Here is a 22634-nt window from a genome sequence, read left to right as displayed (position 1 = left end):
CCCGGGTTCGAGTCCGCGTAGGATAGTCGAACCACAAAAAAATCCGGTTTTTGCGTTCGAATAACCGCACCCGGACGCCTGCCCCCAGGGCATTTGGCAAATTTCCTCCGTCGCCCGGATTTGGCGGCCGAAAACAATAAACATGAGAGGAATACCGATGAAGAGACTGCACAAGCCGCTTGCGCTCTCCATAGCGCTGGTGAACTCCGGCTTCGCCTACGCACAACAGGATGCGCAGCAGGAACAGCTGGACGATCCAGTACCCAGCCAGGATGTATCCGCCCTGGAAGAAGTGGTCGTGACGGCCACCAAACGAGAAACCAACCTGATGGAAACGCCGATATCCATCACTGCTTTTACCCAGGAGAAGCTGGACCGGGAAGGCCTGACCAACGTCAAGGATATGGCGCAGATGGTGCCGAACATGGAAATTTCCATGGACTCCTCCCAGACCGCTCCGGTGGTAGCCATGCGCGGTGTCCGCTCCACCAACATCACCGAACTGGGTGATCCTTCCGTCGGCTTACACCTGGACGGTATCTACTCGCCCCGCCCCCAGGGTGCCATGGCGCTGATGTTCGACGTGGAGCGGGTAGAAGCCATGCGCGGCCCCCAGGGCACCCTGTTCGGGCGCAACTCCACCGTGGGTAACGTCAACATCATTTCCAAACGCCCGGACTTCAACGAATTCGATGCATCCCTGGGTATTGAGGCCGGCCGCTGGAACCACCAGCAGACCCGCGGCATGCTCAATATCCCGGTGAGCGATACCTTCGCCCTGCGCGCCTCGTTTATGCAGGAGACCCGCGACTCCTACCTCGACGGCTACTACGATCCCAACCAGTGGGATGTGCGCTATCTGCCGGAAGAAATCCAGAATGCCCCGGTCTACACCGGCGCCGATGAAGACCGCAGCCTGCGCCAGCGCGAGCGCTGGGGCAGCGGTGACGTACAGGAGCTGGTAAAAGCCGATCCCGCCAACTTCTACAACAACTCCGACCAGTACGCCTTCCGCGTCAGTGCCCTGTGGGAGCCCAGCGAAACCCTGTCGTGGATGCTGGCTTATGAACAGTTCCAGGACAATGGTGCCGGCGGTGCCGACACCCTCAACTGCGATATGGCCGCCAAACGCATCCGCAAAGACGGCGATGGCAACTACCTGGATGGGGACGGCAACATCTCCGACGTGCCGGTGCCCGGCCAACTGGGCTGTGAAAATGTCTACGGCCCCGGCGCCGACGACTTTACCGTGAACGTCAGTGTGCCCGGCTTCCTCGATCTCAGTATCGAATCGATCCGCTCCAACATGACCTGGGATCTGTCCGACGAACTCGCCCTGGTGTACAACGCCGGCTGGGCGGAGCAGGTGCGTTCCCAGCACTCCGACCAGGATCGCGGTATCACCGGATGGGATATGTCCATCTTCTTCCGCGATGCGACCTTCACCTCCCAGTCCCACGAACTCCAGCTGCAGTCCACCGGTTCCGGCCCCCTGCAGTGGATTGCCGGCGCCTTCTATTTTGAAGAAGACAATAATATGCAGGGTGGCTGGATCAACAGCGGTCAGAATGCCGACTACTGGGACCAGCCCAGTCGCACGCTCAAATCACAGGCCTTCTTTACCCAAGGTACTTACGCCCTCACCGATCGCTTGAATGCGACTGTCGGCGTGCGCTACACCGAAGATACCAAGCAGGACGTGGGCGGCCGCAACCTGACCTGCAACGGCGACACCATAAACCCACAGACCGGCGAAGCCTGTTTTCCGGCCTGGGATCGCGACGCCTTCAACGAACTGCCCACGGCTTACTTCGACGACCCTTCCATCTACACCGCCATCAGCGACAACCAGACCAAAGGCAGCTGGGACTTTACCAACTACCGCCTGGGCCTGGACTACATCGTCAACGACGATCTGATGGTGTTTGGCTACGTCGCCAACGGCTTTAAATCTGGCGGTATTGGCGATGTGTTCGTGCAATACGAACAGGACCCTGCCACCGCGGAATACCTGCTCGACGACAACGGCGATCGCATAGTCAAAGAGCGCCACCGCAACACCTACGAACCGGAAGTGGTCACCACTTATGAACTGGGCACCAAAGGCACCTATCTGGACGGCAGCCTGAATCTGATGGCCACCCTGTTCTACAGCGACTACGAAGATATGCAGGCGGCCTCTGCCAAAGGTATTTTTCCGTATTACGTTGAAGAGCGAGCGGACGAAACCGGCGAGCTGACCGGCGAAATCACCACCGAAACCCAGACCGTATTCCAGACCGACAATATCGGCACCGCCGTGATCAAGGGCCTGGAAGTAGAGTTTGACTGGGCGCCGATTGAAAACGGCCGCTTTGACGGTTACGTCACCTGGCTGGACACCGAAATCACCAGCGACTTTATTTACCACTGGGATTTCGCCGCCACCGACCTGTTCGAAGTGGACCATGGTGCCGCCACCAATCCAGATAACGATGCCATGAAGGTCAACCTGAAAGGCAACGAACTGGCCGCGTCTCCAAAACTCAGCGCCAAACTGAATTACACCCACACCTTCCGTTTCAATAACGGCTTTGCGATTGTTCCTCACCTCAGCTACTTCTGGCGGGACAAGTCGTACCACACCTTCCAGAACGTGGATAAACACTACGACGTTTTTGCCACAGAAACCCCGGACGCGTTCAGCGATGTGCGCCCGGCATTCCACAGTGTAAACAGCACCCTCAAGCTGGAAGCACCGGACAATAAGTGGAATGTCGAAGCCTTTGTTTACAACCTCACCGACCAGAAAGAAACCTACTGGGCCGGTGGTGGCGACGGCGTAATCAAGGGCCCGGTTTCCATGCCGCGCTTCTACGGTATCCGCGGCAATTACAACTTTTAACCGCGACTTTTATTAACCGCGGCAATCTCAACCGCCATCGTCATCGTCGCTTGCCCCCTCCCACCACGGTGGGGGCCTTTTTCCCCGCGCCTGTCCGCCGCCATCCCGTGCCGCAACAGGTAGCAAAGCGAACTGATACCGGCTTAGTAGTACCCGAAAAACAGATTGACCTGAGTGAACACCATGAAACAGCATCCACTTTACGTCGGCGTTATGGCCGGGCTTCTTTCCCTCGCAGCCACTCTGCCCCTGCAGGCCGCCAACGAAACCACGCGCTTCAGCGCCCCCCAAAACCAGCAGCAACAGCAAGAAGGCATCGAATCCCAGATCCAGAGCCTGCTGGCGCAGATGTCCGTTCACGAGAAAATCGGCCAACTGGCCCTGCGCGACTGGGGCACCTTCGGTGCGTCGGACATGAAGGCCGTCAAGCAGGCCGTGCGCGAAGGACGCGTGAGTGGCTTTCTGAACGTGAACTTCAGCGCTGTGGACAAGAATGCGTTTGAGGAATTGCAACGCATCGCCGTGGAGGAAAGCCCACTGGGCATCCCGCTGCTGTTCGGTCAGGACGTGATCCACGGCTATGAAACCATCTTCCCCATCCCCCTTGGCCAGGCCGCCAGCTGGAATCCGGAACTGATCAGAAACGGCGCCCGCATCGCCGCTCAGGAGGCCAGCGCCGACGGTATCCGCTGGACCTTTGCCCCGATGATTGACATCAGCCGTGACCCGCGCTGGGGCCGCATCGCGGAAACCCTGGGGGAAGACCCACTGCTCACCTCCGTTCTCGGTGTCGCCATGGTGGAAGGCTTCCAGACCGGCAACCTCGCCGACCCAACCAGCCTCGCCGCCTGCGGCAAACACTTTGCCGGCTACGGCGCGGCGGAGGGCGGCCGCGACTACAACAGTGCCTATATTCCGGAGCGCCTGCTGCGCGACATCTACCTGCCGCCGTTCAAAGCCGGTATCGATGCGGGCATGCAGAGCATCATGAGCACCTACAGCACCCTGAACGATGTGCCGGGCACCGGCAGTCCCTTCCTGTTTAAACAGATATTGCGCGACGAATGGGGTTTTGATGGCTTCGTGGTCAGTGACTGGAACGCCGTTATGGAAATGGTACCCCACGGGTTTGCCCGCGACGCCAAGCACGCGGCCACCCTCGCTGCCAATGCCGGAATCGATATGGAGATGCACACCGACACTTACGAGCAATTCCTGCCGCAGCTGATGGACGAAGGCAAGTTCTCGGAAGCGCAACTGGACACAGCGGTGGCCAATATTCTGCGGGTCAAACTGCGCCTGGATCTGTGGAACCACCCCTACCCCCGCGCCAAATCCAAAGCGGAGCGCGAACAGATCATTCGCAACGATGACTTCCTCAGCGCCGCCAAGGACGCAGCCAAAGAATCCTTCGTGCTGCTGAAAAACGAAAAACAGTTACTGCCGCTGAAAAAAGGGCAGACCGTTGCCGTCATCGGCCCCCTGGCGGAAGCCCCCCATGAACAGCTGGGCACCTGGATTTATAACGGCGACAAGCGGCACTCCCACACCCTGCTACCGGCTCTGCGTCAGATGGTGGGTGACACTGCCAAGATTCTCTATGCAGCCGGCCTTGAATACAGCCGTGACACGCGGACCCGCGGCTTCAAAGCGGCGCTCAAGGCCGCCAGACAAGCCGACGTGATTCTGTATGTCGGCGGTGAGGAATCCATTCTTTCCGGCGAAGGCCACAGCCGTGGCGATATCCGCCTGCCCGGCGCCCAGGCCGAACTGGTGGCAGAACTGGCAAAAACCGGCAAGCCGCTGGCGATGGTGTTGATGGCCGGCCGCCCGCTGCAATTGGATGAGACGCTGGAACAGGCAGACGCGGTAATGATGGCCTGGCATCCGGGCACCATGGCAGGCCCGGCACTGGCGGATGTGCTGTACGGGGAAACCTCCCCCTCCGGGCGCCTGCCGTTGACCTGGCCGGTGGGCGCGGGCCAGATCCCGATTTACTACAACCACCTGGCCACCGGCCGCCCGGCCACCGACGACAACTACACCCGCATCGACAAGATCGGCCAGGAAGTGTTCCAGCACCAGCCGGGCAACTCATCCAACCTGCTGGACTACGGACACAAGCCGCTTTTCCCGTTTGGTTACGGATTAACCTACAGCGACTTTGCATACGCCGACCTGGAACTTTCCAGCACCACGCTGGATGTCAACGGCCAGCTCACGGTATCCGCCACCATTACCAACACGGGGAAAAGGACCGCTACCGAAACCGCGCAATTGTATGTGCGCGATCTGGTGGGCAGCGTGTCGCGGCCGGTGCGCGAGCTGAAAGGCTTCGAGCGGATCACCCTCGCGCCGGGGGAATCGCAACGGGTGCAGTTCACCGTGGCGGCGAGTGACCTGGCCTTCCACAACGCACAGATGGAACAGGTCATCGAGCCCGGCGAATTCCGCGTGTGGGTGGCACCGGATGCCCAGTCGGGTCTGGAAAGCGGTTTCACCCTGCGCTAACGCTCCTCCCGAGAAACAGGCAACGTCTCACAGGTTGCTCCGTCCGTCCCACCGTTTGCCGGCGCGCGGCGCAAACTGGGACGGATGGGAGCCTCCCACGGCGTCCAACTTTAGGTATTTTCCTAAAGTAGGACGCTTTTACGCCACCCACACGTCACTATTAAGACTGCCCCCTTGCGGGTGCATCGATTACAAGAACAACCACTTACTCACAGACTCGGGCGGATACCCGCTACCCGATCACCGAAAATAAAAAATGCAGGAAGTAGCTATGCAAGCGATTGAGAACTCCGTCGATGGCATTCAGGGCGCCGCCCAGAGCCGTCAAGACGCACCTCCCCTACCCTTTATCGTGCTGATCTGTGGTGTGGCCACAATCGGTGGTTTTCTGTTCGGTTTCGACAGTGGCGTGATCAACGGCACCGTCACCGGACTGCAGCAGGCATTCAACTCCAATACCGCTGGGACCGGCTTCAATGTGGCATCCATGCTGCTCGGCTGCGCGGTGGGTGCCTTTTTTGCCGGGCGCCTGGCGGACCGCTGGGGACGCAAAACCCTGCTGCTGATTTCCGCAGTATTTTTTATTTTAAGTGCCTGGGGTTCTGGTATCGCGACCAGTTCGCCGGAGTTCGTGGTGTATCGCATTCTGGGCGGTCTGGCGGTGGGCGCCGCCAGTGTGATGTCGCCGGCTTATATCAGTGAGATTGCCCCGGCGGCCATCCGTGGACGCCTGATCACGATCAACCAGATCGCCATTATTTCCGGGTTGTTCGCTGCATTTGTCAGCAACTACTGGCTGGCCAACACCGCCGGCTCAGCCGTGAATGAGTGGTGGATGGGCTTTACCGCCTGGCGCTGGATGTTCTGGATCGAAATTGCCCCCGCCACCCTGTTCTTCCTCGCGCTTCTGATGATTCCGGAAAGCCCGCGCTACCTGGTGCTGTCGAAGCAGACGGCCCGTGCCCGCGAAGTACTGGGCAAACTGTATGGCGAAGCCGCTGTAAACGAAAAGCTGGAGAGTATTCGCCAGTCGGTCGCAGCGGATCACCGCCCGCGCATGTCGGATCTGCTGGAAAGTGCCGGTCAACGGGTCGGCAAGGTCCGCAAAATCGTCTGGGTGGGTATCGGCCTGGCGGTATTCCAGCAGCTGGTGGGCATCAACGTGGTGTTCTACTACGGTGCGGTACTGTGGCAGGCGGTGGGCTTCTCCGAGTCCGACGCCCTGCTGATCAATATCATTTCCGGCGGCGTCAGCATCGCAGCCTGCCTGATCACCATGGCACTGATCGACAGAATCGGCCGCAAGCCGCTGCTGCTGGTAGGCTCCATCGGTATGGCGGTGACCCTTGGCCTGGTGGCCTTTGCTTTCGCCAACTCGTCCCTGGTGGACGGTAAATTACAGCTCTCCCAGAGCATGGGCCTGCTGGCACTGATCGCAGCCAACGCCTACGTGTTCTTCTTCAATGGCTCCTGGGGGCCGGCCATGTGGACCATGCTTGGTGAGATGTTCCCCAACCAGATCCGCGGCTCCGGCCTGGCGGTTTCCGGTCTGGCGCAGTGGGTAGCAAACTTTGCCATCACCATGACCTTCCCGATTATGCTGACCGGCATCGGCCTGGCGGGCGCCTATGGTATCTACACTCTGTTCGCACTGCTCTCTGTGGCGTTTGTACTGTATATGGTGCACGAGACCAAAGGGTTAGAGCTGGAACAGATGCGCGGCTAACCCGTATTCCCGGAGATCCGCTGTACCGCTGGGCGGGCAGCGGATCTCTGGATTAGCAATCGACAGATTCATCTCCCTCCATCCAACACTGGATGTCACCTTGGCTGAATCGACAGGGAAGCCACCTTATCACTGCACGGACGCAGTTTTTTCCGGCAAACTCTGTCCGCGGAGCGCGTTCTTGCGGTATTCCGTCGGCGTCATACCCACCAACTTCTTAAAGAAAGCATTGAATGTGGCCTTGGTGTTGAAGCCACTGTCCAGCAGGATATCCATGACCGTGAGATCCACGCAGTCCGGGTCACTCAGCTTGTTTTTGGCCTCTTCGATCCGATACTGATTCACGAACTCAAAGAAATTCCGTTCAAAGTGTCGGTTGATGGTGTTGGAAACGCTGCGCTTGGGCACATCCAGCTTGCCGGCCAGCTGCTCCAGCGTCAGAGAGGGCTCCAGGTAGGGCTTTTCTGTCTCCATGAAGCGGGCAATACGATCCGCCAACGCGGTGTCCACCGCCGGCTTGACCTCTTCCTCCATCTCCCCGGCAGGGGCGTCCGGGACAGGTGCCTCGCCTCCGTCCTGCTTGCGATCGATCCCCTCGAACATGGACGCGTAGCTGAGGCTGAAGAAGATCATCGCACTGATCAGGATAAATACCGTGTAATTGCTGGCCAGCCCCATGATCCGGAAGTCCACCGGCACGTCGGTTTGTGCAGCCAGAGTCAGGGCCACATTGACCAGCACCGCCCAACCACGCAGCAATAAAAAGCCCCACACCAGAATCAGCAGCCATTTGAAGTCGATGCGCTCCACATTGGAGTAGGTATCGCGCATCTGGCGCCGACAGTTGCGAATCTCGATCAGGCAGAAGACCCCGAACAGCAGGCGCAAAGACTCGCGACCAAAGCCGATAATCAGGTTCACCAGGGTTTCGCCGTAGGGGGTATACCCCTCCAGCATGGCAATTTTGGTGGCGCTGTCGAAGCGGAAGTAGGTGAAGTACTCGTACAGGGCGTAACCGAGAAATGGCAGCAGATACACCAGGTCCGAACGGGCCAGACGGTAGTCCTTATAGATCAGCGAGCGGGTGTACCACAGCAGTACCGGCCCCTCCAGCCAGTAGGCGAAACCGAACACGTAAAACAGATTCGGCGAGGTATCGATCGCCCATTGACGCACACCGGCCCCGTAGCTGATCAGTGTATCCATGGGAATCATGGCCTGGGTCACCAGAAACGCGGCCAACAGCAGGAAGCTGAATTTCTGTTCACTGCGCACCGCCGTGAGCAGCAATGCGAATAGCAGGCACTGGTAACTCGTCATCATCAGGACGATGTCGTGCACGTTAAACAGGAGGATATCCATGGGAGGAGCGCTTCTCTCGGTATTGTTATTGTCTGCTTTTAAAGCAGAGACGATTGTCCCACAAGGCCAGGAGACAGCCGCAGTATTTTGAGGGAAGACTACCAGAATGTTTAAATAACAGCCAGAATGGCGCCATAATAAACGTAAGACTTTGTGCATACCCGGTATCTGGACGTTCAATTTTGTGCAGATGTCCTAAGTGAGACGACTCGCAGTGCGCTCGGCGGTCAGTATTCTCGGGAGACTGAGAAGTACTCGATCTGACGACCAAGAAATAATCACAAACATAAAAAGGAGTGCCAGCGATGGTGCGATTCAAGCGAGATCAACTGGCTGCGGCTGTGACCGCAGTTCTGGCTGGGTTCTTTAGCGGTGGGATTTACGCCCAATCTGACGAAGAAGCCACCACGTCACAAGCCCTGGAAGAAGTGGTAGTCACCGTTGAACGCCGTGAGCAGACCTTGCAAAGCGTCGCCGGCGTCGCCCAGTCCTTCGACCAGGACAGCCTCGACCGTCTCGGTGTGGGTACCAACTTCCAGAACCTGCAAAACGTGGTTCCCGGCCTCAATATTGCCGATCAGGAAGGCAATATGGAGATCTACATTCGCGGTGTAGGCTCCAGTAACAACACCGAGCTGGGTGACCCGGCCGCCGCCACCCACCTAAACGGCGTGTACATTCCCCGCCCCCGCGGTATTGGCGCCATGTTCTACGATATTGCCCGGGTCGAAGTTAAGAAAGGCCCTCAGGGCACCCTGCGCGGACGCAACGCCACCGCCGGCACCCTCAACATTGTGGCCAACCGCCCGGACCTGGATGGCACCAGTGCAGACCTGGAAGTCTCCGCTGGCAACTTCAACAACTTCGGCGCTCGCGGTGCCGTGAACCTGCCGGTCACCGATACCTTCGCCCTGCGTCTCGCCGGCTACACCGAGCAACACGACCCCTACTTCAGCAACGCCAGCGCCAACAGCACCCTGGATGCCGCCGGCAGTGAAGACGTCCAGTCCTTCCGTCTCTCCGCCCTGTGGGAAGTCGGTGAGAATACTTCACTCTATGTGGTCGCCGACCAGACCCAGGAAGGCGGCACCGGTTATCCCGGTGCCCAGATCAAGCAGGCGCTGCAGTCCGGCTACGATTTCGATGACCTGGACGATCCGCGTGCGGTGCTCTATCGCGGCACCGAGGGCGACCTGGATTCCACCCACACCGGTATCATGGCGGTACTGACCCACGACTTTGACGGCTTCTCCGTAGAACTGTCGAGCAGCTACTGGGATCTGGACTTCAAACAGACCAACGCGTCCAACGACGGTGTGTATTACCCGGGTCACGATGACGTCAACCAGGAAAACTACAGCACCCAGTACTGGGACACCCAGTCTGAGTCCGTGGTCAACGAGCTGCGCTTCTTCTCCAATGGCGACGGCGCACTGTCCTGGACTGCGGGTATCTTCCAGTTCGATGAAGACCAGGCAGCAGGCCTGATGAGCCTCACCGACGTTGCCGGCATCGAAAACTGGTACAACGCCACTGAGTGGGTCATGCCCGACGTGGATGGCTCCTCCCTCGCGGTGTACGCGGACGTTTCCTATGACTTCACCGAACAGCTGACCGGCTTTGCCGGCATTCGCCGCACCGAGGAAGAAAAGTACCGTTACGGCACCGGCGGCAACTACGGCTTTGGCTTCTGGGCCGGAGAGGACCGCCCCGAATCCATCCGCTGGGGCAGCCCCGGCTTCGTCTATGACGGTCTCTCCCGCGACGAGTACGACCTGAGCAAAATTGATGCACTGAGCTATCTGCTATCCGGCATCAAGAGCTTCGGTGTCGACGATAACTTCGATGAAATCGCCGTGTGCCTGCAGGACAGCGACAGCTGTGCCTTCGGTTCCGACATGGAGGGTGGCTACTACGGCCCGCAGCAACAGGAAGGTTCCTACGAGGAAGACTATGTCGACTTCCGTATCGGCGGTACTTACCAGCTGACCGAAGACAATATGCTGTTTGCCAGCATTGCCTCCGGCCACAAGTCTGGCGGCTTCAACGACAGCCTGGTGGATCCCAATGGCGATCTGATCGCCATCCCCTACGCACCGGAAAAACTGGTGATGTATGAAGTGGGCAGCAAAAACGAACTCACCCTCGGCAACGTCCCCACGCGACTGAATGCTTCCGCGTTCTTCTACGACTACACCGATCAGGTGTTCCAGATGATTGTGGCCACTGCAGACGATGAGGGCGCGAGCTCCCTGCAAAACCGCAATATCGCGGACTCCGAAATCACCGGTCTGGAACTGGAAAGCAAATTCCTGCTGCCCGCGGACCTGATGCTGGACATGACCGCTCTGTGGCTGAATGCGGAAATCAAGGAAGGCACCATGGCGGACACCCGCCAGGGCTGGGGCACCGATCTGCCGATCGTGGATATTTCCGGCAAGCGCCTGCCGCAGGCTTCAGAATTCACCATGACCATGGCTCTGTCCCAGCAGCTGGATACCTCCGCAGGTACCTTCGACTGGTCTGTTTCCGCCATGTACCGCAGCGATTACTACCTGAGTATCTGGAACAACACCGACTACGACCTGGTAGATGGTGAGACCGTCATCGGTAGTGATCCGGATTACGCGGATCAAGTGGATGGATACGTGAATGTGGATGCGGGTATTGGCTTCACCGACAACTCCGGTAAATACCGCGTTGAACTTTATGGGGCCAATTTGACCGACATAACCGTCTCTAATAAGGGAATCATTGATCACGGCAACAACATTAGATTCACCAATCTGCCGCGCACTTACGGCGCGCGCTTCAAGGTGAACTTCTAAGCGGTTGCTGTAAGCCGGGCACGCTTTTATTGCGCGGCGGGCCCGGTAAATGACTCCCCTGCTCTCTCGACGTGTAAGAAACACACGTTTCACATGTAGTGATTGCGGGGGCCTTGATCACCCTTTCTCAAGGCCCCCGCCTTTTTTGAATTAGCGACGTTCCGCACCGGACCCGTTACGGAGTGCCCATGTCTTACCTGAAATCCCTGTCAGCAAGCATCATGCTGGCAACGGCCCTTACTGCCTGCAGCGAGCCTGAAAACAGCTCCGATAACGCCACCCATACGCCGCAGGCAACGGAAAATCAGCCGATACAAACCGAACAGTATTCCCTGGAAAACTGGCCCAAACTGGCGCCGGCTTTCCCCAAAGACGAAAAACTCGAAGCCCGTATTGCCGACCTGCTGTCTCAGATGACACTGGAAGAAAAAGTCGGCCAGATGATGCAGGCAGAAATCAAATCCATTACGCCGGAAGAAGTCAAAAAATACCATATCGGCTCCATTCTCAACGGCGGTGGTACCTTCCCGAACAACGACAAATTCGCCACACCCGACGATTGGCGACAGCTGGCCGACGCCTACTTTGCCGCGTCTATGGACACCTCTGACGGCGGCGTTGCGATTCCGATCATCTGGGGCAGTGACGCTGTCCACGGTCACAACAATGTGATCGGCGCAACCCTGTTCCCGCACAATATCGGCCTCGGCGCCGCCCGCGACCCGGACCTGATCCGCCGCATTGGCGAAGCCACCGCCCGCGAAGTGGCGGTCACCGGTGTCGACTGGACCTTTGCGCCCACCATTGCCGTGGTACGCGACGACCGCTGGGGGCGCACCTTTGAAAGCTACTCCGAAGACCCGGAAATCGTCGCCGCTTACGCCCGGGAGATGATCAAGGGAATCCAGGGAGATAAAAACACCGAAGAATTTCTCGACGGCCGCCACCTGGTTTCCGCCGCCAAACATTTTGTTGGCGACGGCGGCACCACCCGCGGAATTGACCGGGGCGATACCCTGGTCAGTGAAAAAGAACTGGCCGAGATCCACGCCGCCGGTTACTTCACCGCACTGGAGTCCGGCGTGCAATCGGTGATGGCCTCCTTCAACAGCTGGAACGGCAAACGTCTGCACGGACATAAATACCTGCTCACCGACGTACTCAAAGAGCGCCTCGGGTTTGACGGCTTTGTGGTGGGCGACTGGAACGGCCACCGCTTCGTGGATGGCTGCTCCATCGACAGCTGTGCCGCGGCGGTCAATGCCGGCCTGGATATGTTCATGATCACTTCCGAGTGGAAGGCGCTGTTGGAAAACACCCTCGCCCAGGTCAAGAGTGGGGAGATTCCCATGAGCCGCATCGACGATGCGGTCAGCCGTATCCTGCGGGTAAAAATCCGCGCGGGGCTGTTTGAGCGGGATCGTCCGCTGGCGGGTAAAAACGGTATTCTCGGCAGTCCGGAGCACCGTGCCATCGCCCGCGAGGCCGTGCGCAAGTCCCTGGTATTACTCAAAAATAATGATCAACTGCTGCCGGTAGATGCGCGTCAGAAAATTCTGGTGGCCGGTGACGGTGCCGACAACATCTCCAAACAGAGCGGCGGCTGGACCATCTCCTGGCAGGGAACCGGCAACACCGCCGAAGACTTCCCCGGTGCCACCTCCATTTATACCGGTATCAAACAGGCGGTGGATGCCGCCGGTGGCCAGGTTGTCTTGAGAGAAAATGGCGCGCTGGCACCAGAAGACTTTGCGGGCGAGAAGCCCGACGTGGCCATCGTGGTATTTGGCGAAGATCCTTACGCCGAGTGGCACGGGGACCTGGCCAGCATCGAATTCCAGCTGGGCAGTAAACAGGATCAGGAATTGCTGCAGAAAATCAAAGCGCAGAATATTCCGGTCATCAGTGTATTCCTGTCCGGCCGCCCCCTGTGGGTCAACAAGGAGCTGAACCTGTCGGATGCCTTCGTGGCGGCCTGGCTGCCGGGCTCGGAAGGCGCCGGGGTTGCCGATGTGCTGCTGACCGATGCCGAGGGCAACAAGCGCTACGACTTCACCGGCCGCCTCTCGTTCAGCTGGCCGGAGCTGGTACACCAGACCGTTATCAACCGTGACGACGAAGAATATGCGCCGCTGTTCAGCTACGGCTACGGTCTCGACTACGCCAGCGATGTACAACTGGCCAACAATCTCAACGAAGATGGTGAGTCCTACGTAGATGGTGCACTGGAAGACGCCTGGCTGATGGTCTCGCGCCCACAGGCACCGTGGAAACTGTTTATTGCCGACGGCGAACAGGAGCCGGTCTGGGTCAGCGGCAACCTCGCCAGCAGCGCCGATGACAATATCACCGTGGCCTCCATCGATATGCTGTCTCAGGAAGATGCCCGCGCCCTCACCTGGAAAGGACTGCGCGCCGGTAGCGTGGTACTGGAAACCCAGAAGCCCCAGGACCTCAGCCGTTACCTGAATGAAGGTGCCGCTCTCACCATGGACATCCGCATCGATGAAGCGCCGGTAGCGCCGGTATTCGCACAGATTTCCTGCGCCGGTGAAGCGTGCAATGGTGCTCTGCCCCTGCAAAGTACACTTCAGGCCCTGCCGCAAGGGGACTGGTCCCAGGTCACCATCGACCTGCAATGCTTTGCCAAGGCCGGGGCGGATTTCTCGAAAGTTTCCCAGGGCCTGTCTCTGCATAGTGAGGGCAAACTGGCCATGGCTGTGGCCAACATCAAGTTTGTGCCCGGCGCGGCAGAACAGGCACAGATTCGCTGCGGGAGCTGAGCGCCATGCTGCAAGAACGCATCGGAAATCTGCCGTTCATCGTGGGACTCGCTGCCGCGCTGACAGCCGCAAGCGCCGGCGCGGAGCCCTCCGGTATCCAGCTCAGCAAGGACAAGCTCTCCCTGGTACTGGATCCCGCCTACGGCGGCAGGATCACGGAGCTTCGGTACGGAGAAAAAGATCTGTTGTCGCTGGCCAGGCCCAGCGGCAACAACTTCGGCTCCACCTTCTGGCTCAGCCCCCAATCCCTGTGGCAGTGGCCACCGGTGCCCGAGCACGATCACCAACCCTATTCGGTCATTACGCAGGGGGATGATTCCGCGAGCCTCGCCAGTGCTCCCGGTGCCGGAGCCAAGGTGTACAAAACCGTATCGGTGGAAAGCGACCAGCGTATCGCCGTGCATTACCGGATCGATGCCGAACAGGATTTTCCGGAAGTCGCCGCCTGGGAGATTACCCGCGTTCCCAAGCGCGGGCTGGCATTTGCCCCGGTCAACGCCGACACGGTCAAAACCGTGCGTGGAGAAGTGGCCTACACCCTGGACAAAGACACCCTCTGGCTTCCTCTCAACGAAGATGCGCCATTGGTCGAAGGTAAGGTCATTGCCAATGGCAGTGAGGGCTGGCTCGCCTACGTGGTAGATCAGCTGCTCTACCTCAAAGTCTACCCTCCTGTGGCCGCCGCAGACATGGCCACGGGAGAAGGGGACATCGAACTCTACCTGAGCGGTGAATCTCCCTATCTGGAACTGGAGGTGCAGAGTGCAGCACACCAGCTCCGACAGGAAGAAGCCTTGTCCTGGACAGTGAACTGGCTGGTGGTGCCGGTTCCGGAAGCGCTCGCGGTACACACCGGTTCACCCGCGCTGCTGGACTTTGTTCGCAATCAGGTCAGGGCGTTCTCCCACAACTGAACGCACCCATGGCGGCCCCAGAGGGGCTGTATCGATTTACTCTCCTCGTCATCTCGACATCCTGAGTAGCTTCTGCCGCGGACATCCGCGGCTTTTTTCTGCGCACAAAGTGTGTTGCTGAAGCGGCCTCGAAACGCCGCGCTAAAATTCGCCCCGCCCCAAAACCATCGCTCACAGACTGCCCCCGCGAACCGATCAGTCACAAATAGTCAAGTACTTTGTCCTGCGCAAACTGTGCGAAATTGTGACGAAGTGCTAAATTTGGCGACCAATTGCCTTCGGCAACGGACCAAACAATAAGAGGTACCCCGCAATGGTTCAGTTAGTCGTCGATTCCGGCTGCGATTTACCGGACGAATTCCTGCGCAAATACGGTGTTCCCGTATTGCCACACCGTGTCAGTGTGGGAAAAGACGCGTTTGGCGATCAGCGCAATCCCGCGCAAATGAGCCATTTCTATTCCCGCTCACTGGTCGACCGCTCCCGAGTCGTCAATTCCGGGCCCGCAGGTGAACCGGAAATCGAAGAGGTGATCAGTAAACTGATTCGCCAGGGCCAGAAAGATATCGTCATTCAGACCATCAATGCCGCCAACAGCCCGACCTACACCAATGCGCTAAAGGTCGCACAGAAGCTCAGCGATGACGCCGTGGCGATCCATACGGTGGATTCTCACACTCTGTTTTCCGGCCAGGGATTGCTTGCGCTCTACACCCTGTCGCTGATCCAGAAAGGCCTCACCGGCGCTCAGGTAAAATCCCGCACCGAGGAATTTGGCCGCAAGATTGCCGGCTACGCCGCAATCCGGGATGTGTACTACCTCCGTGAACGCGGCCGCCAGAAAAACGAAAAAAGCGTGAGCTGGTTGAAGGCGTTTATGGCGCGCTCGCTGGATCTGCACCCGATCATTTCCATGACCGACCAGGGCTCCGCCGTAGCCGATACGGTGAAAACCTTCGATGGCAGTACCCACCGCCTGTTTCAGATCGCCGAAGAAAAGATGGCCGCCAACGCACTGTTGATGCCCGCTGTGGTGGTCAGTATCGCGGGGCCACTGGAACAGCTGGACAATACACCGGGTTTCAAGTCCTTCCTCGAAACCGCGGCAAAACACAGAGTAAAGGTTTATCGCTCGGTGATGAGCCTGTCCGGCGGAATCAACCTGGGACCTGGTACCGTAGCATTGGCCATTGCCGCCAAGTAAACCGCTCCCCACCGTCTCCACTACCCGCTGAGTGGCGCCTATTGCTCGGTAAGCGCTGTCGATAACGCCACTCAATCATCAATTTTCATTCCGTGGTGGTCCACCGCGACACGCGAAAACAATTATTGCCCGCTACATCTAGACTGAGGAAAGCTGATTTACAACTGACCGAGATTGGTGAATAAGATGTACCGCGGTTTCGCCCCATCGCTTGTATTCATTGTGGCCACACTTACATCGCTCGTCAGCAGCGATACCCGCGGCGACGCCGACCTCGCCAAAAAGCTCAGTAACCCGGTTTCCGACCTGATCAGTGTCCCGTTCCAGAACAACTGGGACAACCGCGTCGGCCCGGCGGATGGCGGACGGAAATACACCTTGAATGTCCAGCCAGTGATTCCGTTTTCCATCAATAAGGAATGGAACCTGATCAGTCGCACCATCCTTCCAGTGATGAACCAGGAAGATATTTTCCCCGGGAGCGGCGATCAGACCGGCCTCGGCGATACCACCCAAAGCCTGTTTTTCTCGCCAAAGGAGCCCACTGCCGGGGGAGTTACCTGGGGGCTGGGCCCGGTCTTTCTATTGCCCACAGGTACTGAGCCGCTACTGGGTACCGAAAAATGGGGCGCCGGCCCAACCGGTGTCGTCCTCAAGCAGACCGGCCCCTGGACCATTGGAACACTCGCCAATCACATCTGGTCTTTTGCCGGTAACGACAACCGCACCGATGTGAACAACACCTTTGTGCAACCGTTTCTTGCATACAACACCCCTACCTCCTGGACTTTTACATTGCAGACCGAATCCACTTACAACTGGGAAACCGAGCAATGGAATGTACCCGTACATTTTCTGGTGGCCAAAGTATTCAAGGTAGGGAAGCAGACCTATCAGATACAGGCTGGGCCGCGCTACTACGCGGAAAGCCCAACAGGGGGCAGCCACGACTGGGGCTTTCGACTGAACTGGGTGATGCTCTTTCCCAAATAAACTGAGCTGATTTCACGAATCGTCTGACGAAGCGGATTCGCGTTATCGTTTCGTCGCTTCCAAGTCCAGAGGGAACTGGTTATGCAGCACAAATGTGCCTCGATCGCAGCACTCTGCACGCGATCATTACCGTTCATGATCGCATTGACCGCTGTGCCGTCGGCACACGCAGGCGGGCTTCTTCTATGGGAAATAGGCACCCCTACTCTGGGTACCGCAAGTGCCGGCTGGGCAGCGACGCCGGAAGACGCCGCCACGGCATTCACCAATCCGGCCGGTACCGTCTGGCGCGACACCACAGAAGTGCGCGTGGCGGGCCAGGCACTCTATGGCGACGTCGGTTTCAGCAATGGCGGAGAAACCAATGTGCCCGGCAACGACGGCGGCAATCCGGTGAAATGGTTTCCCGGTGGTGGCGCCCACGCAGCAGGTGTCTTCTCCGAACGTTTAGGCTGGGGCCTGGCCATGGCAGGAAACTTCGGGCTAGGACTGGATTACAACGACGACTGGGCGGGCCGACGTTTTGTTCAGGAGTCCGACCTGATTGGAATGAGCCTGATCCCCTCGCTCAGCTGGAAAATAAACGACTGCCTTTCCATCGGCGCGGGCGTTAACATCATGGGGGCGTTTTTTGAGTACGTTTCCGCACCCCGTGCGGGGGTGATCCCCGGTGATGCGCACTTGAAATACGAGGATATCGACGTCGGCTACGGAGGCAATGCGGGCATTATCTATCGCCCGGTCGAGTCCACAACCTTTGGGATCAGCTACACATCGAAAGTGGAGCTTACCTTCAAAGACAACCTGCGCCTGAGTGGTTTCGGCCCCATTTTTGAGCCAGCGGTAGCACGGTTCAATGGGACTCGGACTGAAATTGATATGACGGTGCCGGCGACGGTGACCGCAAGCCTGCAACAAAAATTGACCCCCAAAACCACTCTCTACGCCAACCTCGGATGGCAGGACTGGTCCGAGTTTGCCGGAATGAGACTGGCTCTCGACCACCCTGATCAAATATCCGTGTTTATCGATCAGGGGTACAAGGACACCGGTCATTTCGCCCTGGGCGTTAGGCATGCTTTTTCTCAGGGATTCTTGCAGGGGTGGAACCTGTCCACGGGTTTCGCCTATGACAACTCCATGCAGAACGAATCCAACCTCACCGCCAACCTGGTCACGGGCAAGGCCTACCGTTTTGGATTGGGTGCAGGGAAAATGCTCTGCCCTGGTGTCACCATGGACATCGGTTACACCATGCTCTGGTCCGGCGATATTGACATTGACCAGCAGGGTCGGCCGCCGTTCAGTCCAAGGCTAGAAGGCAGCTATAAAGATACTTCGCTGCAATTTCTGGGGGGGTCCGTGCAATTTGAATTTTGATGCCGCTGCGCCCCCGGGTGGGGCGTGGTAGCAGCCGGTTTCAAATCTGCGACTCAATAGGCAGGCGCGAGAGCAGACGGGCCAAGAGGCGTTGCCACCAGCGGGTCTCCGGGTCCCGCTTTTCCACTACCTGTTCCCCGTCCTCCCCGGCCGCTGTCCAGCGAATATTCTCTCCTTTATTCAGAGATAACTGCCAGGCCGCGTCCGGACCGGTCCAGGTATCGAATAATTCGTCCAACTGTCGGTTGATCTGCGGGTTTTCAATCAGCACGCCAATTTCCGTATTCTGGATAATCGAGCGACTGTCGAGATTGATCGAGCCGACAAAGGCGCGATCATCGTCCAATACAAAAGTCTTGGCATGGAGACTCGCGCGAGACTTGCCTTTAAACCAGTGCAGCCGCTGCTTCTGTTCTGCCACCGGACGCAGTTCCCATAAATTTACCCCGGAGCGCAACAGGGGCTTGCGGTAGCGGGAATAGGCGCCGTGCACCACTGCCACATCGTTGGTGGCAAGGGCGTTGGTCAGAATATCCACCTGGACATTGGCATTCTGCAGTGCGGAAAATAAGTCCACACCGGGCACACCGGGAATCAGATACGCATTGGTGATACGCACTTTCTGTTGGCACTGTCTGATAATTTTTTCCAGCTTAGCGCCGGGATACTCGCTCACCGGCACGCTCGCCCGGTCAATGGCCTTGCGTGGAGGATCAGCAAACAGTGTTCCCTTCCCCCAGTGAAACTCAATCGCGCCGGTCTTGAGTTTTTCCGCGAGGTCCGACTTTTCCAGCGCGCGACTGAATTCCGATTGCCGCGCACCCGCCAAATATTCCCCTACCTGCTCCCGCAGTTCCTCCAGTGAGCAGGTCTGATCATTGGTGAAAGCCAGTTCGGTTACGGGAATTGCGACTTCACTGTTCCAGTAATCGTCGAAGGTCTTCGAGGCATCCCCCACCACCGCTCCAACAGTAACGATATCGACATCGAGAAACTCCGTTTCTGCTTTGGAGAAGTAGCCGTCCGCGATATTGCGCCCACCAGTGATTGCAACATTACCATCACATACCAGTAATTTATTATGCATGCGGTGGTTGATACGTCCGAAATTCAGTAGCTGCTCCAACCCGCGACGCAGACCACTGCGGCCTTCGACCGGGTTGAACACGCGAATCTGAATGCGAGGATGACTTTCCAGAGCAAGGATCCGTGGATTGGCTACTCGTGTCCCCAGGTCGTCCACCAATAGGCGAACACGGACACCTCGGTCCGCTGCCCGGAGCAGCAGCCCCGTGAGAATTCGCCCGGAGGTGTCATCACTGTAGATGTAGTACTTGAGGTCCAGAGAAATGCTGGCTTCCCTCACCAGAGCCGCGCGCGCGACAAACGCCGACAGACCATCATGCAGCAGGTGAAAGCCCGACAGATCCCGGTCGTGGGAATCAATTTCGTCGCGCAGGCCACGGGCAAGCTCGGTGTCTTGCGCCGGTTCCAGGGCCGAAGAATCCGGCCCGGGATCGTATTCGGTCTGTTGGCTGTCTGACATAGGCGGTAGTGCACTGATTCAGGTTATCGGGCTAGCCGCTGGCGAGGCCGGAACCGGTCATGGTTCGTGGATGACGGTCTGCGGCAACAGGCGCTATTGCAGCATGGACTGATACTGCTGCGCAATTTCCGCGTTTCCCGCTTCGCGGTGCAGGGACACCAGCGCCGAAAGAATCTCCCGGTCGCCGGGATAACGCTCCAGAGCCTGCTCCAGATAGGCAATGGCTTCTTCATTCTCGCCAGTGGAGTTGAGCGCAATGCCGTACACATAGGAATAACGCGCCGGTGCGGTGTCGCTGTCGGCGGCGTCCCGCAGGTAGGGCATGGCCGATTGCAGTTTTTTCTGGCGCACCAGAGAGAGGCCCAGGGCGTGATTCAGTGGGGCTTTTTCATAAGCGTCTTTTACCGCCTGGCGCAGCAGTTCTTCGCCGGCTTCCTCCCGGCCGGTACTGCGATACAGGTCGGCAAGGTTGATGGTTGCCGGTACGTAATAGGGAGCGATGTCCCGTGCCTGCGTTAGCAGGGCCTCGGCCTTTACAACATCCCCCTGGCGACGGTACACCCCGGCCTGATTCACCAGGCTCTCCGGGCGGTCGGCATTGAAATCCGCGCTGGCCTGGAACTCTTTCATTCCCTGGGCAAAGCGTCGCCCGACTTCTTGCGGGTAGGGGTCCATAGGGGCACCCGCCATGGCATTGGCGGCGAGGGCGCGGATGACCCGGTCATCTTCATAGAGCAAGGGAATCGCCAGCGCCGGGCGCACCTGTTCGGGGATGGCATCCAGATTCTGAGCAAGCCCGAGGTGCAGCAGCGCATCATCCCCCTGGGCAATCACCTGCAACAACTGGGCGGATTGCCGGGACAGGTAACGCGGTATCAGAGATACCGCCGTGGCACGTACTATTTCCGGCCGGCTTTCATCCAGGGCCAGCGCCTGCAGTGGCTGTTCGACACCGGGATAGCCACGACGGGCGGCGAACAGAATTTCCCCATAGTGCGGATCGGGCTCGCCGAATTTTTCCTGCAGGAACTCCGCAGCCCACTGGTTGGACTCTTCCGTATGGCAGCCGGTACAGGCGTTGGGGGAACCGATCTTGTCGGACAGATCCGGGCGCGGCACACGGAAACTGTGGTCCCGACGGGCGTCCACCTGCATATAGACTTTATCGGTCATATGACAGTTCACGCACTGCGCCCCTTCGCTACCGGCAGGGTGGAAATGGTGGTCGGCGGTATCGAACTTGCTGGGCAGGTGGCACTGGGCACATACATCGTTGCCATTCGCGCGCAATTCCAGGCTGTGGGGATTATGGCAGTTACTGCAGGTGACCCCGGCCCCATGCATTTTGCTCTGCAGGAAGGAGCCCCACACATACACCTCATCGTTAATCTGGCCATCGGCGTGGTAGAGATTGTCTTCCAGAAGCGCGGGGTGAAAATAGTCCAGGTAGTGATCGTCCGGTTTTACCCCGGGGAACTGGGTGCCGCGCCGGGAATGGCATTGGGCGCAGACAGGAATTTCTGTCTGGGTTTCCACCGCGTTGGCAATATGCGCAATACCGGTTTCGCTATCCATGGCCCAGCGCGCCTGGCGGCGACCGTCATAATGAATATCCAGACCGTTATCCGATTTCCCGGCACGTTCGGATTCCGGCAGTGCCGCCCAGGCCACGTGGGCGCGGCCGGGGCCGTGGCAGGATTCGCAGCCCACGTTGATTTCCGACCACTGGGTGGCAAAAGTTTGCGATGCCTGGTCGTAATTTTTGTGCAGGTTGGTGGAGTGGCAATCGGCGCACTGGAAATTCCAGTTCTGATTGATGCCGGTCCAGTGCAGCGGATCCCCCGCCTTGATTTCTTCATCCGGATACAGGTGGAACCAGCGCTGCCCCCCCTCCTCTTTTGGCCGTGAATCCCAGGAGAGACTCAGCGCCTGCAGGCGGCCACCGGGGAATTCGATCAGGTATTGCTGTAGCGGGTAAATGCCGAAGGTGTAGGCGATGGGAAACTCGGTCAACTTCCCGTCGGGGCCATCGGTACGCACAAAGTACTGGCCATCCCGTTGGTAGAAGCTGGACTCGGTACCGAAATAGTCAAACCTGGCATTGTCGAAATCCCCCACCACCGTTTCTTCACTGGGCAACTTCATCGCCAGGTCGTGGTGGGATTTCTGCCAATCCTTATATTCCCGCTGATGGCAGCTGGCACACTGTGCCACCCCCACGTAGTCGGGATGGTTGTCCGCTTGGGGGGGCGTGCCGGATTTTTGCGGTGCGGGCTGCGCAGGCTGTGGCGGAACTTTTTTCTCTGGTGCTGCAGCAACGGCCGCGGCCCCCTCCTCTTTTACAGCACCCTTCTGATCTGCCGTGTTATCACAGGCACTGATCAGAAGTGCCAGCAGCAAAAGGGTGATCGGCGTTCGCATCTTGACTCCAGATTATGTTTTTAATTGGCACCGAGTATAGCTTCTTGCGCCCTCTTCCTCAGCCTCCGGTCTGCTAGCGTTA

12 protein-coding genes are annotated in these 22634 nt (G+C 58.4%); 9 read left to right on the top strand and 3 right to left on the bottom strand.

Features of this window, described 5'->3' with window-relative positions; all coding sequences use genetic code 11:
* The first annotated feature begins 157 nt into the window (after positions 1-157).
* From LRR79_RS08785 to LRR79_RS08775, 3 genes are all read left to right on the top strand, one after another.
* Positions 158-2884, top strand: a complete 2727-nt coding sequence (locus LRR79_RS08785; RefSeq protein ID WP_231756851.1) for a TonB-dependent receptor — start codon at positions 158-160, stop codon at positions 2882-2884.
* Positions 2885-3067: 183 nt separating this feature from the next.
* Positions 3068-5395, top strand: a complete 2328-nt coding sequence (gene bglX, locus LRR79_RS08780; protein ID WP_231756850.1) for a beta-glucosidase BglX — start codon at positions 3068-3070, stop codon at positions 5393-5395.
* A gap of 271 nt (positions 5396-5666) precedes the next feature.
* Positions 5667-7121 carry a sugar porter family MFS transporter gene (locus tag LRR79_RS08775; RefSeq protein ID WP_231756849.1) on the top strand — a complete coding sequence of 485 codons (1455 nt, stop codon included), beginning with the start codon at positions 5667-5669 and terminating at the stop codon, positions 7119-7121.
* Between the two features lie 129 nt (positions 7122-7250).
* Here the strand turns inward: LRR79_RS08775 and LRR79_RS08770 are convergent, their stop codons facing one another.
* A complete protein-coding gene (locus tag LRR79_RS08770) occupies positions 7251-8483 on the bottom strand; it encodes a helix-turn-helix domain-containing protein (RefSeq protein WP_231756848.1) in 1233 nt (410 codons plus the stop codon).
* Between the two features lie 305 nt (positions 8484-8788).
* On the opposite strand from LRR79_RS08770, the gene LRR79_RS08765 reads away from it, so the two are divergent.
* The 6 genes from LRR79_RS08765 to LRR79_RS08740 all read left to right on the top strand — a co-directional run bounded on the left by LRR79_RS08765 (position 8789) and on the right by LRR79_RS08740 (position 18585).
* Complete coding sequence (locus LRR79_RS08765; protein WP_231756847.1) at positions 8789-11311, top strand: TonB-dependent receptor; 2523 nt, start codon at positions 8789-8791, stop codon at positions 11309-11311.
* Between the two features lie 188 nt (positions 11312-11499).
* The gene (locus LRR79_RS08760) at positions 11500-14094 is read left to right on the top strand and encodes a glycoside hydrolase family 3 protein (protein ID WP_231756846.1); all 2595 of its coding nucleotides are present in this window, start codon (positions 11500-11502) and stop codon (positions 14092-14094) included.
* 5 nt (positions 14095-14099) lie between these two features.
* Positions 14100-15008 (top strand): DUF4380 domain-containing protein, encoded by a 909-nt coding sequence (locus LRR79_RS08755; RefSeq protein ID WP_231756845.1) that lies wholly within the window; start codon positions 14100-14102, stop codon positions 15006-15008.
* Between the two features lie 313 nt (positions 15009-15321).
* Positions 15322-16212 (top strand): DegV family protein, encoded by an 891-nt coding sequence (locus LRR79_RS08750; protein ID WP_231756844.1) that lies wholly within the window; start codon positions 15322-15324, stop codon positions 16210-16212.
* 186 nt (positions 16213-16398) lie between these two features.
* Entirely contained in the window at positions 16399-17205 is an 807-nt protein-coding gene (locus LRR79_RS08745) for a transporter (protein ID WP_231760007.1), read from the top strand.
* A gap of 81 nt (positions 17206-17286) precedes the next feature.
* The gene (locus LRR79_RS08740; protein ID WP_231756843.1) at positions 17287-18585 is read left to right on the top strand and encodes an OmpP1/FadL family transporter; all 1299 of its coding nucleotides are present in this window, start codon (positions 17287-17289) and stop codon (positions 18583-18585) included.
* A 40-nt stretch (positions 18586-18625) separates the two neighbouring features.
* Here LRR79_RS08740 and LRR79_RS08735 read toward each other — a convergent pair whose 3' ends face one another.
* Together LRR79_RS08735 and LRR79_RS08730 are read right to left on the bottom strand one after the other, a co-directional pair.
* On the bottom strand, positions 18626-20131 hold the full coding sequence (locus tag LRR79_RS08735) for a phospholipase D-like domain-containing protein (protein ID WP_231756842.1): 1506 nt from the start codon (positions 20129-20131) through the stop codon (positions 18626-18628).
* Positions 20132-20224: 93 nt separating this feature from the next.
* Positions 20225-22552: a tetratricopeptide repeat protein gene (locus LRR79_RS08730; protein WP_231756841.1), complete on the bottom strand. Its 2328-nt coding sequence runs from the start codon at positions 22550-22552 to the stop codon at positions 20225-20227.
* Positions 22553-22634: the final 82 nt, after the last annotated feature.

It is taken from the genome of Microbulbifer elongatus (assembly GCF_021165935.1).
Taxonomy (GTDB): domain Bacteria; phylum Pseudomonadota; class Gammaproteobacteria; order Pseudomonadales; family Cellvibrionaceae; genus Microbulbifer; species Microbulbifer elongatus.
Note: the sequence above shows the minus strand (reverse complement) of the source record. Positions and strands in the feature narration are given on the sequence as shown.

What these genes read in the sequence shown, in the direction of transcription:
- LRR79_RS08785 (WP_231756851.1), top strand. Translation starts at nt 158, where the DNA reads ATGAAGAGACTGCACAAGCCGCTTGCGCTCTCCATAGCGCTGGTGAAC.
- bglX (WP_231756850.1), top strand. Translation starts at nt 3,068, where the DNA reads ATGAAACAGCATCCACTTTACGTCGGCGTTATGGCCGGGCTTCTTTCC.
- LRR79_RS08775 (WP_231756849.1), top strand. Translation starts at nt 5,667, where the DNA reads ATGCAAGCGATTGAGAACTCCGTCGATGGCATTCAGGGCGCCGCCCAG.
- LRR79_RS08770 (WP_231756848.1), bottom strand. Translation starts at nt 8,483, where the DNA reads ATGGATATCCTCCTGTTTAACGTGCACGACATCGTCCTGATGATGACG.
- LRR79_RS08765 (WP_231756847.1), top strand. Translation starts at nt 8,789, where the DNA reads ATGGTGCGATTCAAGCGAGATCAACTGGCTGCGGCTGTGACCGCAGTT.
- LRR79_RS08760 (WP_231756846.1), top strand. Translation starts at nt 11,500, where the DNA reads ATGTCTTACCTGAAATCCCTGTCAGCAAGCATCATGCTGGCAACGGCC.
- LRR79_RS08755 (WP_231756845.1), top strand. Translation starts at nt 14,100, where the DNA reads ATGCTGCAAGAACGCATCGGAAATCTGCCGTTCATCGTGGGACTCGCT.
- LRR79_RS08750 (WP_231756844.1), top strand. Translation starts at nt 15,322, where the DNA reads ATGGTTCAGTTAGTCGTCGATTCCGGCTGCGATTTACCGGACGAATTC.
- LRR79_RS08745 (WP_231760007.1), top strand. Translation starts at nt 16,399, where the DNA reads ATGTACCGCGGTTTCGCCCCATCGCTTGTATTCATTGTGGCCACACTT.
- LRR79_RS08740 (WP_231756843.1), top strand. Translation starts at nt 17,287, where the DNA reads ATGCAGCACAAATGTGCCTCGATCGCAGCACTCTGCACGCGATCATTA.
- LRR79_RS08735 (WP_231756842.1), bottom strand. Translation starts at nt 20,131, where the DNA reads ATGTCAGACAGCCAACAGACCGAATACGATCCCGGGCCGGATTCTTCG.
- LRR79_RS08730 (WP_231756841.1), bottom strand. Translation starts at nt 22,552, where the DNA reads ATGCGAACGCCGATCACCCTTTTGCTGCTGGCACTTCTGATCAGTGCC.